We start from the raw sequence: 14,712 nt of genomic DNA, 5'->3' as shown, positions 1-14,712 counted from the left end.
CGCATACCAGATGCATACGGGTGGCCGGGGCGCATTCGGGCAACCGTCGGCGACCGCTGCCCGTGGAAGCCTTCTGCGGCCTACTGTTGAGATGTGCGCCTGCCGTGCCCAGCTGCGGTCGGGGCATCCTCGTGCTCGCACAGAGCGCGGGGAAGGGTTTTCGGGCGCGGGCCGTTGAGGGATGTCGGGCACCGGGCCGCGGGGCGTGGGCACCGCCGGCTGTGAGAGGGACGGGAATGGAACCGACCGAGAGCGCCGTGCCGGGCTCACGGCTGCGCCGTGTGGCGGTCGCATGGCGTGCAGTCCGTGGGGCCGTGCGGCCGGCGGGGCGTCCGGGAGCGGAGGTGCGCGCCGTCGGACAGTACACCCCGGACGGGCGGGGTGACGGGGGGCGCGCCGTGGACGGCCCCGGCGCACAGTCGATCACCGAACACACGCCCCTCCCCGCCGGCGCGGACGACCCCGACGGCGAACGGCACCAGTCCTGGCCCGCGCTGCCCGCGGCCGTCGTCGCGGCGGCCGGATTCGTCCTGGGCGCCGGCTTCTACCGCGCCTTCACCGGCGGCCACGCGCTCTTCCCGGCGGGTACGGCCGGGTGGGCGCTGGCCGTGCTGACCGGCATCATCGTCGGCCATCTCGTCATGCTGGGCCGCTCCCGCTGGTGGGGCGGCACCGGCTCGGGCGCCGCCCTCACCCTCGCCGTGCTGCTGCTCTACGGCTGGGTGCCGGCCGGCATGGTCAGCCTCACGGTCGTCGTGCTGGTGGGCATAGCCCGCCGCAACCGCTGGCGCCAGGGCGTGCTGCACGGCGCCGTCGACCTCCTCGGCATCGGCGCCGGCGCGCTCGTGCTGGCCGTCTTCGGAACCGTTCCGTCCGTCGAGTCCCCGGCGGATCCCGCCGCCTGGACGCTCGCCACGGCACCCCAGGTGGCCTTCGTCGCCGTCGCCTACCTGATGGTCACCCGCGTCCTGCTCTGGTACCTGCACGCCCCGCGCCCCGGACTGCCCACCGTCGCCCGCACCGCCCTGGTCAGGCAGGGCCTGGTCGCCGTCGCGCTGCTCGGCATCGCGCCGCTGGTCTGCGTGGTCGCCGTCGCCAAGCCGATCCTGCTGCCGCTGTTCTCCATCCCCCTGATCGCCCTGGACTCCACCCTGTGGATAGCCCGGGCCCGCGCGGAGGAACAGCTGCGCGACCCGCTGACCGGGCTGCCCAACCGCCAGTGGCTGCTGGAGCGCATCTGGACCGCGCTGGACGACGCGGAGCGGATCGACGCCCGCGCCGCCCTCATGCTGATCGACCTCGACCGGTTCCGGTCGGTCAACGACACGCTCGGTCATCTCGCCGGTGACCGGCTGCTGCTGCAGATCGCCGACCGGCTGCGGGTGGCGCTGCCGCGCGGGGCCGAGGCCGCCCGGCTCGGCGGGGACGAATTCGCCGTCTTACTGCCGGTCGCAGATTCCACCACGTCCGCGACCCGGATCGCCCGCACCCTCGTCGCCGCCCTCAGCTCCCCCCTCGACCTCGACGGCCTCACCCTCGTCCTGGAGGCCAGCGCCGGGGTCGCCGTCTTCCCCGACCACGCCCTGGACGCCGAAGGACTGCTGCGGCGGGCGGACGTGGCGATGTACCAGGCGAAGCGGGACCGCACCGGCGTCGAGGTCTACGAGTCCAAGCGCGACTCCAACACTCCCGACCGCCTCGGCCTGCTGGGCGATCTGCGCCGCGCCCTCGACGCGCACGAGGTGCATCTGCACTACCAGCCCAAGGTCCGCTTCGACGGGCAGGTCGCGGGCCTGGAGGCCCTGGTCCGCTGGGTGCACCCCGAGCGCGGCAAGGTGCCCCCGGACGAGTTCATAGCGATCGCCGAGTCCTCGGGCCTGATGCCCCACCTCACCGAGTACGTGCTGGAGACCGCGCTCGGCCAGGTCGCGCGCTGGCGGGAACAGGGCCTGTTCGTCCCGGTCGCGGTGAACGTCTCCCCGCGCGACGTGCACACCCCGGGCTTCGCCGGCTCCGTCGCCGCCCGGCTCGCCCGGCACGGCGTCCCGGCGGGAGCGCTCCAACTGGAGATCACGGAACACGTCCTCCTGGAGGATCCGCAGCGCGCCGCCGACACCCTCAACCAGCCGAGACCTGGGAGCGCCTGCGCGACCTCGGCTGCGACGCGGTCCAGGGCTGGCTGGTCGCCGCCGCGATGCCCCCGGACGAGACCACGGCCTGGCTCCGCGCCCGGGGCTCCCGGGGCTGGCAGCGCCCCCGGGCCGCCCTGCCGGCGGCCGCGGCGGACGACTCGGGCCGGGTCGTCTAGTCACGGGACCCGACACGTCCTGGCGGGGCCGGGGCGCGAAGGTCCGGCAAACCGTTTCACGGGCACGCCCTCCCGCCCCATAGGATTAGGCCAAACCACATTCACTCACCCCTGAGGATCGCTGCATGCCTGGCATCACGCGCGAGGAGGTCGCCCACCTCGCCCGGCTGGCGCGTCTGGAGCTGAAGCCCGAAGAGCTCGACCACTTCGCGGGACAGCTGGACGACATCATCGGCGCGGTCGCCCGCGTCAGTGAGGTCGCCGACCAAGACGTACCGCCGACCTCGCACCCGCTCCCGCTGACGAACGTCATGCGCGCGGACGAGGTCCGTCCGTCGCTCACCCCCGAGCAGGCGCTCTCCGGCGCCCCGGCCCAGGAGCAGCAGCGTTTCAAGGTGCCGCAGATCCTGGGGGAGGACTAACAGCCATGACGGACATCATCAAGCTCACGGCCGCCGAGACCGCCGCGAAGATCGCCTCCGGCGAGCTCACCGCGGTGCAGGTCACCGAGGCCCACCTCGCCCGTATCGAGGCCGTCGACGAGAAGGTGCACGCCTTCCTGCACGTCGACCGCGAGGGCGCCCTCGCCCAGGCCCGTGCCGTGGACGCCAAGCGCGAGCGCGGCGAGAAGCTCGGCCCGCTGGCCGGCGTGCCCCTGGCGCTGAAGGACATCTTCACCACTGAGGGCGTGCCCACGACCGTCGGTTCGAAGATCCTCGAAGGCTGGATCCCGCCCTACGACGCGACCGTCACCCAGCGGCTCAAGGCCGCCGACGTCGTCATCCTCGGCAAGACCAACATGGACGAGTTCGCCATGGGGTCCTCCACCGAGAACAGCGCCTACGGCCCGACCGGCAACCCGTGGGACCTGACCAAGATCCCCGGCGGCTCCGGCGGCGGTTCCTCCGCAGCGCTCGCCTCGTTCCAGGCGCCGCTGGCCATCGGCACCGACACCGGCGGTTCCATCCGCCAGCCGGCCGCCGTCACCGGCACGGTCGGTGTGAAGCCGACGTACGGCGCGGTCTCCCGCTACGGCATGGTCGCCTTCTCCAGCTCCCTCGACCAGGGCGGGCCCTGCGCCCGTACGGTCCTGGACGCGGCGCTGCTGCACGAGGTCATCGCCGGGCACGACCCGCTCGACTCCACGTCCATCGACGAGCCCGTCCCGGCGGTCGTCGAGGCCGCCCTGGGCGGCAGCGTCGAGGGCATGCGCGTCGGCGTCGTCAAGCAGTTCCGCGGCGAGGGCTACCAGGCCGGCGTCATCCAGCGGTTCGACGAGTCCGTCGCGCTGCTGAAGGAGCTGGGCGCCGAGATCGTCGAGCTGGACTGCCCGTCCTTCGACCTGGCGCTGTCGGCGTACTACCTGATCGCGCCCTCGGAGTGCTCCTCCAACCTCGCCCGTTTCGACGGCCTGCGCTACGGCCTGCGGACCGGCGACGACGGCACGAACTCCGCCGAGGCGGTCACCTCCCTGACCCGCGAGGCCGGCTTCGGCCCCGAGGTCAAGCGCCGCATCATGCTCGGCACGTACGCCCTGTCGAGCGGCTACTACGACGCCTACTACGGCAGCGCCCAGAAGGTCCGCACGCTCATCAAGCAGGACTTCGACAAGGCGTTCGAGCAGGTCGACGTAATCGTCTCCCCGACGACCCCGACCACCGCCTTCGCGATCGGCGAGCGCGCCGACGACCCGATGGCGATGTACCTCGCCGACCTGTGCACCATCCCGACCAACCTGGCGGGCAACGCGGCCATGTCGCTGCCGTGCGGCCTCGCCCCGGAGGACAACCTCCCGGTCGGCCTGCAGATCATCGCCCCCGTCATGAAGGACGACCGCCTGTACAAGGTGGGCGCAGCCGTCGAGGCCGCCTTCGTGGAAAAGTGGGGCCACCCGCTGATCGAGGAGGCTCCGTCGCTGTGAGCGCACTGTCCAAGGCCAAGGGCTTCAAGAAGTCCAAGTCCGGTCTGTACGTCTCGATGGCCACGTCGGCGTTCGGCGCCGTCGGTGTCTACAAGCAGATCAAGAAGGCCCGCGGAGACAACGACACGCTGCGGCTGCTCGACGCCGTCGTGACCGGCGCCGCGGTCGTCACCAACCTGGCCATCCTCTACCGCGAGCTGAAGCGGCTGGGCGACGACGACGTCCTGCTGGGCTGAGAGGGAAGTACTCACCGTGACCACCACGACCGACCTGGTGTCGTACGAGGACGCACTCGCGTCGTACGACCCCGTCATGGGCCTCGAGGTCCATGTCGAACTCGGCACCAAGACCAAGATGTTCTGCGGCTGCTCGACCGCACTCGGCCAGGAGGCCAACACGCAGACCTGCCCGGTCTGCCTCGGCCTGCCCGGCGCGCTCCCGGTCGTCAACGCGACCGGCGTCGAGTCCGCCATCAAGATCGGCCTCGCGCTGAACTGCGAGATCGCCGAGTGGTGCCGCTTCGCCCGGAAGAACTACTTCTATCCGGACATGCCGAAGAACTTCCAGACCTCCCAGTACGACGAGCCGATCGCCTTCAACGGCTACCTCGACGTGCAGCTGGAGGACGGCGAGACCTTCCGCGTGGAGATCGAGCGCGCCCACATGGAGGAGGACACGGGCAAGTCGACGCACGTCGGCGGCGCCACCGGCCGTATCCATGGCGCGTCCCACTCCCTGCTGGACTACAACCGCGCCGGCATCCCGCTCATCGAGATCGTCACCAAGCCGATCGAGGGCGCCGGCGAGCGCGCGCCCGAGGTCGCCCGGGCCTACGTCCGTGAGCTGCGCGAGCTCATCAAGGCGCTCGGCGTCTCCGAGGCCCGCATGGAGATGGGCCAGATGCGCTGCGACGTGAACCTGTCGCTGCGCCCGAACGGCACCGAGAAGTTCGGCACCCGCTCGGAGACGAAGAACGTCAACTCGCTCCGCTCGGTGGAGCGCGCGGCCCGCTTCGAGATCCAGCGGCACGCGGCCGTGCTGTCGTCCGGCGGCACGATCATCCAGGAGACCCGGCACTTCCACGAGGACACGGGGTCGACGACCTCGGGCCGGGTGAAGGAGGAGGCCGAGGACTACCGGTACTTCCCGGAGCCCGACCTCGTCCCGGTGGCCCCGTCCCGCGAGTGGGTCGAGGAGATCCGCGCCGGTCTGCCCGAGCTGCCGCTGGTCCGCCGCAACCGGCTCCGCGAGGAGTGGGGCGTCTCGGCCACCGACATGCAGGCGATCCTCAACGCCGGTGCGCTGGAGCCGATCGTCGCCACGATCGAGGCCGGGGCGGACGCCGCCTCCGCCCGCAAGTGGTGGATGGGCGAGCTGGCCCGCAGCGCCAACGAGTCGGGCAAGGCCCTCGACGAGCTGGCGATCACGCCGGCGCAGGTGGCCCGGGTCACCGAGCTCGTCACGAAGGGCGACCTGAACGACAAGCTGGCCCGGCAGGTCATCGAGGGCGTCCTCGCGGGCGAAGGCACCCCGGACGAGGTCGTCGACCAGCGCGGTCTGAAGGTCGTCTCCGACGAGGGCGCGCTGACGGCCGCCGTCGACGAGGCCATCGCCGGCAACCCGGGCGTCGCGGACAAGATCCGCGGCGGCAAGGTGGCCGCGGCCGGTGCGCTCGTCGGCGCGGTCATGAAGGCGACCCGTGGCCAGGCCGACGCGGCACGCGTCAAGGAGCTGATCCTGGAGAAGCTGGGCGTCAGCGAGGGCTGACCTCCCGTGGACCCGGCGAGGGGGGACGCACCGGACCCGGTGCGTCCCCCGCGTCATTCACTCAGAGGCGGCGGCCCACGACCCGGACGAAGCCCAGCGTCTCGCCCCGGTCCAGGCGCAGCATCTCGGCGCACTGGCCGGCCATCCGGACGTGCCACGCGTCCGTGTGCTCCCCGGCCACGACCTCGCACCAGCGCAGCCAGTCGCGCCAGCCGTCCTCCAGCCAGTCCGCGGTCTCGACCTCCACGGCCCCGCTGCGGGTCCAGTGGCGCCGCCACCACGCCGCGGTGTGGAAGCACCAGAAGTCCGGCTCCCAGTACGGCTTGAGGTGCTCCGGCGGCTCGACGCCGTCGATCTCCTCGCGCAGCGCCGGTACGACGACGCCGATCCGCCCGCCGGGCTTCAGCAGCCGCGTCAGGTGGGGCAGGTAGAGGTCGTCGGTGCCGAAGTACTGGTAGGCGTCGATCGAGACGATCGTGTCGAAGCTGTTCGCGCCGAACGGCAGGTCGTGCGCCTCGGCGAGTACGGGCAGGACGCGGTCGGCGACGCCCGCCTCGGCGATGCGCCCGGCGTTCTCGTCGGGCTTGACCCACAGGTCGGCGGCGGTGACCTGGACGTCGTACTCCCTGGCGAGGAAGACGGACGTCATGGCGCGGCCGCAGCCCAGGTCGAGCACGCGGGAGCCGGGGCTCAGCGTGTCGAGCCCCAGGGCGGGGGCCAGCCACTCCAGCAGCCACAGCGCGTGCGGGCCCATCTGGTTGTCGATGGTCCAACGGGCGTCGTAGCCGTTGCTGCGCGGGTAGCCGGGGTGGCGCACACGGTCAGTGAGGGGGTCGTTCGAGGTCCGGGAAGTGATGTCCGACATCGGTGGACGGGCTCCTTGAGTCCTTGAGGAAGAAAGGGGATGCGGAGGAGCTCGGTCGGACCGTCATACACGCACCTGCTTCGGCCGGGCGGCGGGAGGCCGCGGGTATTCCTCGGACCAGCGGACGCTAACAGCCGGCCCGCGGGCCCCGCACCCGGTTTTCGCCTCCCGGCGCGCTACCGTCTCGGCCATGAGTGGACGTCCTGATTCCGGCACCGATCCAGAGATGGCGGACTCGGAGGCGGCCGCCGTGCAGGACGAGGCCGCTGACCCGGAGCAGGACGAGGGAGCCGCGCGGCGGGCCCGCTGGACGGCCGCCGCCACCGGTGCCGCGCTGACCCTCGCGGGACTCGCCGCAGCCGTGCTTCGCCTCACCGGCCCCGCGCCGGCGCTCGTCCCGGCCGCCTACGCGAGCGGGGCCGCCGTCTGCGCATCCGCCGCCGTGCTGGGCTCGCGCGGCCGTACCCGGCGGGCACTGTGGCTGCTGATCGCGGGCGTGATGGTGATGGCGCTGGGGGACCAGTTCGACTGAGCCCGGCCGCTGTGAATAAGCCCACGAAACCGACAAATGATCTCCTTCGTTTGTCAGAGTGGCAGCGCATTGCTCATGCGTTCTTTGCTGGCTGTTCAGTTCATGTACGACTGTTCCCGGCCAAAGATCCACACAAGGCAAATCCGGGAGCACGTTTCGTGGCAGCCCTCGCACGCTGGTGTGTCCAGCGCCGTCTGCTCAGCGTCCTGCTGTGGCTCCTCGCGTTCGCGGGGGTCGCCGCCGGCGCCGCCGTCGCCGGCACCACGTACTCGAACGACTACCAGGTCCCCGGCACCGAGTCGGGCCGCGCCACCGAGCTGCTGCACGAGGGCTTCCCGCAGCTCGGCGGGGACAGCGACACCGTCGTCTGGCACACCGCCTCCGGCAGCGTCCGCGCCGCCGACGTCGAACAGACGATGACCCGCACCCTGGACCGGATCGAGGACCTCCCCGGGGTGGCCTCGGTCACCAGCCCCTACGACGGACCCGGCACGGGCCGCATCAGCGGGGACGGCCGCACGGCGTACGCCTCGGTCACCTTCGACGACCAGGCCGAGGACATCGCCGAGGGCGAGGCCCGGGCCGTCGTCGACACCGCCAAGAGCGCCGAGACCGACGGACTCCAGGTGGAGCTGGGCGGCAGCGCCGTCGCGCTCACCGAGTCCTCCGGCGGGCACCTCGCCGAGATCGTCGGCGTGATGGTCGCCGCGGTGGTGCTGTTCCTCGCCTTCGGCTCGCTCGCCGCCTCCCTGCTGCCCATCGCCACCGCCCTGGTCGGCGTCGGCACCGCCTATGCCGGGATCGTGCTGCTCGGGCACGCCATGACCGTCGCGGACTTCGCACCGATGCTGGGGATGCTCGTCGGGCTCGGCGTCGGCATCGACTACGCGCTGTTCATCGTCACCCGGCACCGGCGCGGGCTGAAGCGCGGCCTGTCCGTCACCGAGGCCGCCACCAACGCCGTCGCGACCACGGGACGGGCGGTCGTCTTCGCGGGCGCGACCGTTTGCATCGCGCTGCTCGGCATGCTGATCCTCCGGCTGAGCTTCCTCAACGGCGTCGCCGTAGCGGCCAGCCTCACCGTGATCCTCACCGTCGCCGCCTCCGTGACCCTGCTGCCCGCCCTGCTGTCCTTCATCGGCATGCGCGCGCTCAGCCGCCGCGAGCGCCGCCGCCTCGCCGAGCACGGGCCGGAACCCGAGGTGCCCACCGGCTTCGCCGCCCGCTGGTCGGCCTTCGTGGAACGCCACCCCAAGGTGCTCGGCGCGGTCGCCCTGGTCGTCATGGGCGTCCTCGCACTGCCCACCTTCTCCCTGCACCTCGGTACCTCCGACCAGGGCAACGGCCCGAAGACGGCGACCACCCGCCAGGCCTACGACCTCCTGGCCGACGGCTTCGGCCCCGGCGTGAACGGCCCGCTCACCCTCGTCACGAAGGTCGACGGCGCCGACGACAAGCTCGCCCTGGACAACCTCGACGGCACCCTCCGTGCCACCGACGGCGTCGCCTCGGTCACCCCGGTGACCTTCGACGCCGGCGGCCACACCGCGTACCTCACCGTCGTCCCGGAGTCCTCCCCGCAGTCCAAGGACACCAGCGACCTCGTCGACCGGCTGCGCGGCGAGGTACTGCCGCGCGCCGAGTCGGGCACCTCGCTCGACGTGCAGGTGGGGGGCATGACGGCCGGCTACGACGACTTCGCCGACGTCATCGTCTCCAAGCTGCCGGTGTTCGTCGGGGTCGTCATCGGCCTGGGCTGTCTGCTGCTCCTGCTCGCCTTCCGCTCCGTCGGCATCCCGCTGAAGGCCGCCGCGATGAACGTCGCCGCTGTGGCCTCGGCCTTCGGAGTGGTGGTCGCGATCTTCCAGTGGGGCTGGGGCAGCGAACTGCTCGGCCTCGGCAGTGCCGGGCCCATCGAGCCCTTCCTGCCCGTGATCATGGTGTCGGTGCTCTTCGGCCTCTCCATGGACTACCAGGTCTTCCTGGTCAGCCGGATGTACGAGGAGTGGCTGGAGACCGGCGACAACCGGCGTGCCGTGCGCGTCGGCCTCGCCGAGACCAGCCGGGTGATCAACTCGGCTGCGGTCATCATGATCTCCGTCTTCCTGGCCTTCGTCCTCAGTGGCGACCGGGTGATCGCCATGTTCGGCATCGCCCTGGCCGCCGCCGTCGCCCTGGACGCCTTCGTGCTGCGCACCCTGCTCGTCCCGGCCCTGATGCACCTGCTCGGCGGCGCCAACTGGTGGCTGCCCCGCTGGCTGGACAAGCGCATGCCGCGCATCAGCATCGAGCCGCCCGAGAGCCGCGCCGCCCATGAGAGGCTGGCCGCCGCGACGGACGCCGAGGTGGCGGACGTCCTGGCGGAGGAGGAGCGGCAGCGGGATGTACGCGATATCCCTGGGTGACGACGCCGAGCTGAGGCCCCTGGAACCCTGGCACGCCGGGGAGTTCCTGGCGCACCTGGAACGGGGGCGGGAGTTCATCGGGCAGTACATCCCGTTCGGCACGACCGAGACGGACCTGCCCTCGGCCCGGGCCAAGCTCCAGCGCTACGCCGACATGCGCGCCGCCGACACCGGCTCCCTGCACGGCCTGTGGCTGGAGGGGACGCTGGTGGGCGGGGTGCTGTTCCTGAACTTCGACGCGGCGACCGGAAACTGCGAGGTCGGGTGCTGGCTGGAGCCGGCCGCCACGGGCCGCGGCCTGGTCACCCGCGCGATGCGGGTCCTCATCGACTGGGCCGTCGAGCAGCGCGGCATCCACCGCGTCGAATGGGTCGCCGCCTCCGCCAACCGGCCCAGCTTGAACGTGGCGCGGCGCCTCGGCATGGCCCGGGACGGTGTGCGGCGCGAGGCCCACCCCTATGGTGGGCTACGGCACGATCTCGAAGTCTGGTCGGTGCTGGCGCCCGAGTGGCGCGCCGCACGCGCGCGTGCCGCTCACGACGATCATTAAGAGACTTCTCAGACAGCGACCCTACGGTGCGAGACATGGCAACGAACGCAGTGGACGAGACCGAGGCCACCCAGGCCACGACCGACGAGAAGGCGGTGGACACCACCAAGTCCGACGAGGTGCCCCAGACCGAGGTCCCGGCCGCGGCCGACGACGCGCAGACCAAGGAGGAGCGCCCCTTCGGTGTCGGACAGGGTGCCGCCGCCGTGGTCTCCGCCGCCCTGGGCGTCGTCTCCCTCACCGGCAGCTGGATCGGCACCGTCGCCTCCGCGCGCCAGAACCTCATCGGTCAGCTGGAGACCGCCCAGAACGCGGGCGTGGCCCAGCAGATCCAGGCGGTCTACGGCGACGCCTGGCAGACCACGGCCCTGTGGGGCGGCCTGTTCGCGCTCATCGCCCTGGTCACCGGCGTCGTGACGCTCGCCCGGCCCGCCTTCGGCACGCCGGGCCGGATCCAGGCCCCCTGGATCAAGTCCGTCGCCTGGGCGGGCGTCGCGCTCGGCGTCATCGGCCTGTTCCTGGCCGTCCTCAAGTACACCGGCGTCCTGCTCGGACTGCCGTCAGCGAGCTGAGAGCACGCGCTTCCTGAGGGGTCTCAGGCGGTTCCGTAAGCACCTTACGGAACCCCTGAGGCCCCTCAGCCGTGTCTAAGGCCCCTCCCGTCGCCGAAGATGCGGAACTCTCCCGATGTGGCGGCCCCGCCTGGGGGACGAGAGTGAGGTCATCACGGAGAAACACTCCGTGACCGGCCACTCCTCGAAGGACACACCATGCACGAGTACGAGCTCCAGCAGCTGCGCACCTCCGACCTCATCCGCCGGGCCGACCACGAGCGTCTGGTCCGCGAGGCGGCCCGGGCCCGCCGCGCCGCCCGCCACCAGGCGAACACGGACACCGCCGAGCACGAGAGCCATAGCCGCCTCTTCCGGCGGCCACGGTCCGCCCGGACCGCGTGAACACCGCGGCGGGACCGGCCCCGGCCGTGGCCGTCCGACAGGCAGCGGCCCTCGTTCCCGCGGGAACGAGGGCCGCTGCTCCGGCCGTTGCGCGGAAAACCGGTGCCGCACTGTCGGACCCGCGTGCGATGCTCGGGGCCGTGGAGACCCGGTCCGTCAGCCCCGTGTTCGTCGGCCGTGCCGAGGAACTGGGCACGCTGCACGACGCGCTCGTACGCGCCCGCGAGGGCGAGCCGCAGGCGCTGCTCATCGGCGGGGAGGCCGGAGTCGGCAAGACCCGCCTGGTCGAGGAGTTCGCCGCGTCCGCCCGCAGCCGCGGGGCGGTGGTCGCACTCGGCGGCTGCGTGGAGATCGGCGCCGACGGGCTGCCCTTCGCCCCCTTCTCCACCGCGCTGCGCGCCCTGCGCCGCGAACTCCCCGGCGAGCTGGCCGCCGCGGCCGCCGGCCAGGAGGAGGAACTGGCCCGGCTGCTGCCCGAGCTGGGCGAGTCGAGGGCCGGGCGGCACGACGAGGACGCCATGGCCCGCCTCTTCGAGCTCACCGCACGCCTGCTGGAACGCGTCACCACCGAGCACACCGTCGTCCTCGCCCTGGAGGACCTGCACTGGGCCGACGCCTCCACCCGGCATCTGCTCTCCTACCTCTTCCGCACCCTGCGCACCGGCCGCCTCGTCGTCCTCGCCACCTACCGCTCCGACGACATCCACCGCCGCCACCCGCTCCGGCCCCTCCTCGCCGAACTCGACCGGCTCCGCACCATCCGCCGCCTCGAACTCGCCCGCTTCAACCGCGAGGAGGTGGGCCGCCAGATCGCCGGGATCCGCGCCCGGGAACCCGAGCCGGACCAGGTCGACGCGATCTTCGAACGCTCCGACGGCAACGCCTTCTTCGTCGAGGAGCTCGCCGTCGCCGCCCATGAGGGCTGCCGCACCGGCCTGACCGACTCCCTGCGCGACCTGCTGCTCGTCCGCGTCGAAGGGCTGCCCGAGGCCGCCCAGCAGGTCGCCCGGATCGTCGCCGAGGGCGGCTCCACCGTCGAGTACCGGCTGCTGTCCGCCGTCGCCCGGCTCGCCGAGGACGACCTCATCGAGGCACTGCGGGCCGCCGTGAACGCCGGCATCCTCGCCCCCGCACCCGGCGACGACTGCTACCGCTTCCGCCACTCCCTGGTTCGCGAGGCCGTCAGCGACGACCTGCTCCCCGGCGAACGCTCCCGCCTCAACCGCCGCTACGCCGAGGCCCTGGAGACCGACCCGGCCCTCGTCCCCGCCGACCAGCGGGCGGCCCGCCTGGCCAGCTACTGGTACCACGCCCACGACGCCGCCAAGGCCCTGCCCGCCGTCCTCGAAGCCTCCGTCCAGGCCCGCCGCCGCCACGCCTACGCCGAACAACTCCGGCTGCTGGAACGCGCGATGGACCTGTGGGACACCGCCCCTGAGGCCGTACGCGAGTCCCTGCGCCCCGTCGACTACGCCGAGGTCTACCCTCCCTGCGGCTGCGATCCGGCCACGACCGCGCTGCGCTACCTGGACCTGCTGGCCGAGGCGGCCGTCGCCGGACGGCTCTGCGGGGAGCGCGAACGCGCCCTGAAGATCACCAAGCGGGCGCTGCGCCTCCTGGAGCAGGAGAACGACCCCCTGCGCACCGCCTGGTTCTGGATCCAGCGCTCCCGGCTGGTGCAGCGGCTCGCCCGGGGCGACGGCTGGCAGGAGATCGCCACCGCGCAGGACCTGGTCCGCGGCCTGCCGCCGTCCGAGGTGCACGCCGAGGTACTGGCCACGGCCGCCCACTGGTCCATGCTCCGCGAGCCCGGCCCCGACACCCTCACGGCCGCCGAGCGGGCCGTCGAGTACGCGCGCATGGTGGGCGCCGACGAGATCGAGTCCAACGCCCGGCTCACCCTCGGCGGGCTCATGGTCGAGGCCGGGCAGATCGAGGCCGGGCTGGCCCACATGTACGAGGTCAGGGACGACGTCGTGGCCCGTGGTCTCGCAGTCGTCGTGGGCCGCAGCCATGTGAACCTGCCCTCCACCCTGGAAGGCATCGGGCGTTCCGAGGAGTCCGTGAACATCCTGCGCGAGGGCCTGCGGCTCACCGGCAGGATGGGCCTGACCGAGTCCGAGGGCTGGGTCTGGGGCAACCTCGCCGAGTCGCTCATCTCCCTGGGCCGCTGGGACGAGGCGGCGGAGGCGGCCGTCAGCGCCCAGCGGATGGGCCGGACGGCCGCTCCGTACGGATCCGGCGCACACAGCCTGGCCTTCCTCGCACTCGCCCGCGGCGAAGTGGCCGAGGCCGCCCGCCACCTCGCCGACGCCCGCGCCTCCTACGGCCCGCACGACCCCATGCCGCAGCAGGACCTGCCGATCTCCCGCCTCGCCATCGCCGTCGCCGCCGCCGAGGGACGCCTGGCCGACGCCCGCGCCGGACTGGCCCGCACCCTGGAGTCCGGTTTCCCGCTCGGAACCCTGCGCTACGCCTGGCCGCTGCTGCTCGAGGCGGCCACCGCCGAGGCCGAGGCCCGGGCGCTGCCCGCCGCCCGCGAGGGCCGCGAGCAGGTCCTGGACGGCATCCTCGCCGCCGTGAAGCGCCTCACCACCCACGCCCCCGTCTGGTACGCCCACGAACAGTGGGTCCGCGCCGAACTCCACCGCGCCGCGGACCGGAGCACCTCGGACACCTGGTCGGAGGTGGTCACCGCCTTCGAACCCCTGGGCCGGCCCTACGACCTCGCCCGCGTCCGCTACCGCCTGGCCGAGTCCCTGCTGACGTGCGGCGGCGAGGACGAGCGCGAGCGCGCCGCGGAACTGCTCCGGCTCGCCCACGCCGCCGCCCGCCACCTCGGCGCACGGCCGCTCGCCGACGCCGCCACCACCCTCGGCCGGCGCGCCCGCCTCCCGCTCACGCCCGCCGCGGCGCCCGGCCCCGCGCCCGCCGACCCGGCCGAGGCCCTGGGGCTCACCAGCCGGGAACGGGACGTGCTGCGCCTGGTCGCGGCCGGCCACACCAACCGCCGCATCGCCCAGGAGCTGTTCATCTCACCGAAGACCGCGAGCGTCCACGTCTCCAACATCCTGGGCAAACTCGGCGTCTCCGGGCGGGGCGAGGCGGCGGCCGTGGCGCACCGGCTGGGACTGTTCCCGGCCGAGATGCTCATGCCCGGTCCGGCGGGCTGAGGCCTACGCTGGAAAGGACGTCGCGGCTCCGCGGCCCAGGGAGGCTCCGTGTTCAACATGTTCGAGGAACTGTTCTCGCCCGGGCGCAAGCACACCCGCGATGAGCAGAACCGCCTGGAACTGACCCGTGAGGACGTCGGGGACGCCGACCCCGGACGCGGCCCGATAGACCTCGCGTCCGGAAAGGTCGTCGTGCGCCCCTCCGAGGAGGACACGCAGAACCCGGGCGACTAGG

Annotated in this window: 12 protein-coding genes and 1 pseudogene; 12 read left to right on the top strand and 1 reads right to left on the bottom strand. The window is 72.6% G+C overall.

All coding sequences use genetic code 11. The annotated features are described in order from the left end of the window. The first annotated feature begins 236 nt into the window (after positions 1-236). The 5 genes and pseudogenes from OO68_RS42620 (at position 237) to gatB (ending at position 5,996) form a co-directional block, all read left to right on the top strand. Positions 237-2,308, top strand: a pseudogene (locus OO68_RS42620) (putative bifunctional diguanylate cyclase/phosphodiesterase). A 125-nt stretch (positions 2,309-2,433) separates the two neighbouring features. Next, on the top strand, positions 2,434-2,730 hold the full coding sequence (gene gatC / locus OO68_RS34775) for an Asp-tRNA(Asn)/Glu-tRNA(Gln) amidotransferase subunit GatC (RefSeq protein WP_018531282.1): 297 nt from the start codon (positions 2,434-2,436) through the stop codon (positions 2,728-2,730). Between the two features lie 5 nt (positions 2,731-2,735). Next, entirely contained in the window at positions 2,736-4,229 is a 1,494-nt protein-coding gene (gene gatA, locus OO68_RS34770) for an Asp-tRNA(Asn)/Glu-tRNA(Gln) amidotransferase subunit GatA (protein WP_033313267.1), read from the top strand. Continuing rightward, the gene (locus tag OO68_RS34765; RefSeq protein ID WP_019329755.1) at positions 4,226-4,465 is read left to right on the top strand and encodes a hypothetical protein; all 240 of its coding nucleotides are present in this window, start codon (positions 4,226-4,228) and stop codon (positions 4,463-4,465) included. The genes gatA and OO68_RS34765 overlap by 4 nt, the downstream gene beginning before the upstream one ends. A 16-nt stretch (positions 4,466-4,481) precedes the next feature. Further along, complete coding sequence (gene gatB / locus OO68_RS34760) at positions 4,482-5,996, top strand: Asp-tRNA(Asn)/Glu-tRNA(Gln) amidotransferase subunit GatB (RefSeq protein ID WP_033313265.1); 1,515 nt, start codon at positions 4,482-4,484, stop codon at positions 5,994-5,996. 61 nt (positions 5,997-6,057) lie between these two features. Here gatB and OO68_RS34755 read toward each other — a convergent pair whose 3' ends face one another. After that, positions 6,058-6,861, bottom strand: a complete 804-nt coding sequence (locus OO68_RS34755; RefSeq protein WP_033313263.1) for an SAM-dependent methyltransferase — start codon at positions 6,859-6,861, stop codon at positions 6,058-6,060. Between the two features lie 190 nt (positions 6,862-7,051). Here OO68_RS34755 and OO68_RS34750 point away from each other — a divergent pair, with 190 nt between their 5' ends. The 7 genes from OO68_RS34750 to OO68_RS34720 all read left to right on the top strand — a co-directional run bounded on the left by OO68_RS34750 (position 7,052) and on the right by OO68_RS34720 (position 14,711). Continuing rightward, a complete protein-coding gene (locus tag OO68_RS34750; protein ID WP_033313262.1) occupies positions 7,052-7,393 on the top strand; it encodes a hypothetical protein in 342 nt (113 codons plus the stop codon). Positions 7,394-7,551: 158 nt separating this feature from the next. Continuing rightward, complete coding sequence (locus OO68_RS34745; RefSeq protein WP_033313261.1) at positions 7,552-9,798, top strand: MMPL family transporter; 2,247 nt, start codon at positions 7,552-7,554, stop codon at positions 9,796-9,798. After that, the gene (locus tag OO68_RS34740) at positions 9,776-10,348 is read left to right on the top strand and encodes a GNAT family N-acetyltransferase (RefSeq protein ID WP_033313260.1); all 573 of its coding nucleotides are present in this window, start codon (positions 9,776-9,778) and stop codon (positions 10,346-10,348) included. The genes OO68_RS34745 and OO68_RS34740 overlap by 23 nt, the downstream gene beginning before the upstream one ends. 35 nt (positions 10,349-10,383) lie before the next feature. Next, positions 10,384-10,920: a hypothetical protein gene (locus tag OO68_RS34735; protein ID WP_033313259.1), complete on the top strand. Its 537-nt coding sequence runs from the start codon at positions 10,384-10,386 to the stop codon at positions 10,918-10,920. Between the two features lie 198 nt (positions 10,921-11,118). Further along, the gene (locus tag OO68_RS34730; RefSeq protein ID WP_033313258.1) at positions 11,119-11,304 is read left to right on the top strand and encodes a hypothetical protein; all 186 of its coding nucleotides are present in this window, start codon (positions 11,119-11,121) and stop codon (positions 11,302-11,304) included. Between the two features lie 128 nt (positions 11,305-11,432). Beyond that, a complete protein-coding gene (locus OO68_RS34725; RefSeq protein WP_033313256.1) occupies positions 11,433-14,477 on the top strand; it encodes a helix-turn-helix transcriptional regulator in 3,045 nt (1,014 codons plus the stop codon). A gap of 48 nt (positions 14,478-14,525) precedes the next feature. Continuing rightward, the gene (locus OO68_RS34720) at positions 14,526-14,711 is read left to right on the top strand and encodes a DUF6191 domain-containing protein (protein ID WP_033313254.1); all 186 of its coding nucleotides are present in this window, start codon (positions 14,526-14,528) and stop codon (positions 14,709-14,711) included. Position 14,712: the final 1 nt, after the last annotated feature.

The sequence above is a fragment of the Streptomyces iakyrus genome (assembly GCF_000717055.1).
In the GTDB taxonomy this organism is placed as follows: Bacteria; Actinomycetota; Actinomycetes; order Streptomycetales; family Streptomycetaceae; genus Streptomyces; species Streptomyces iakyrus.
This window is presented reverse-complemented; position numbering and strand designations above follow the sequence as displayed.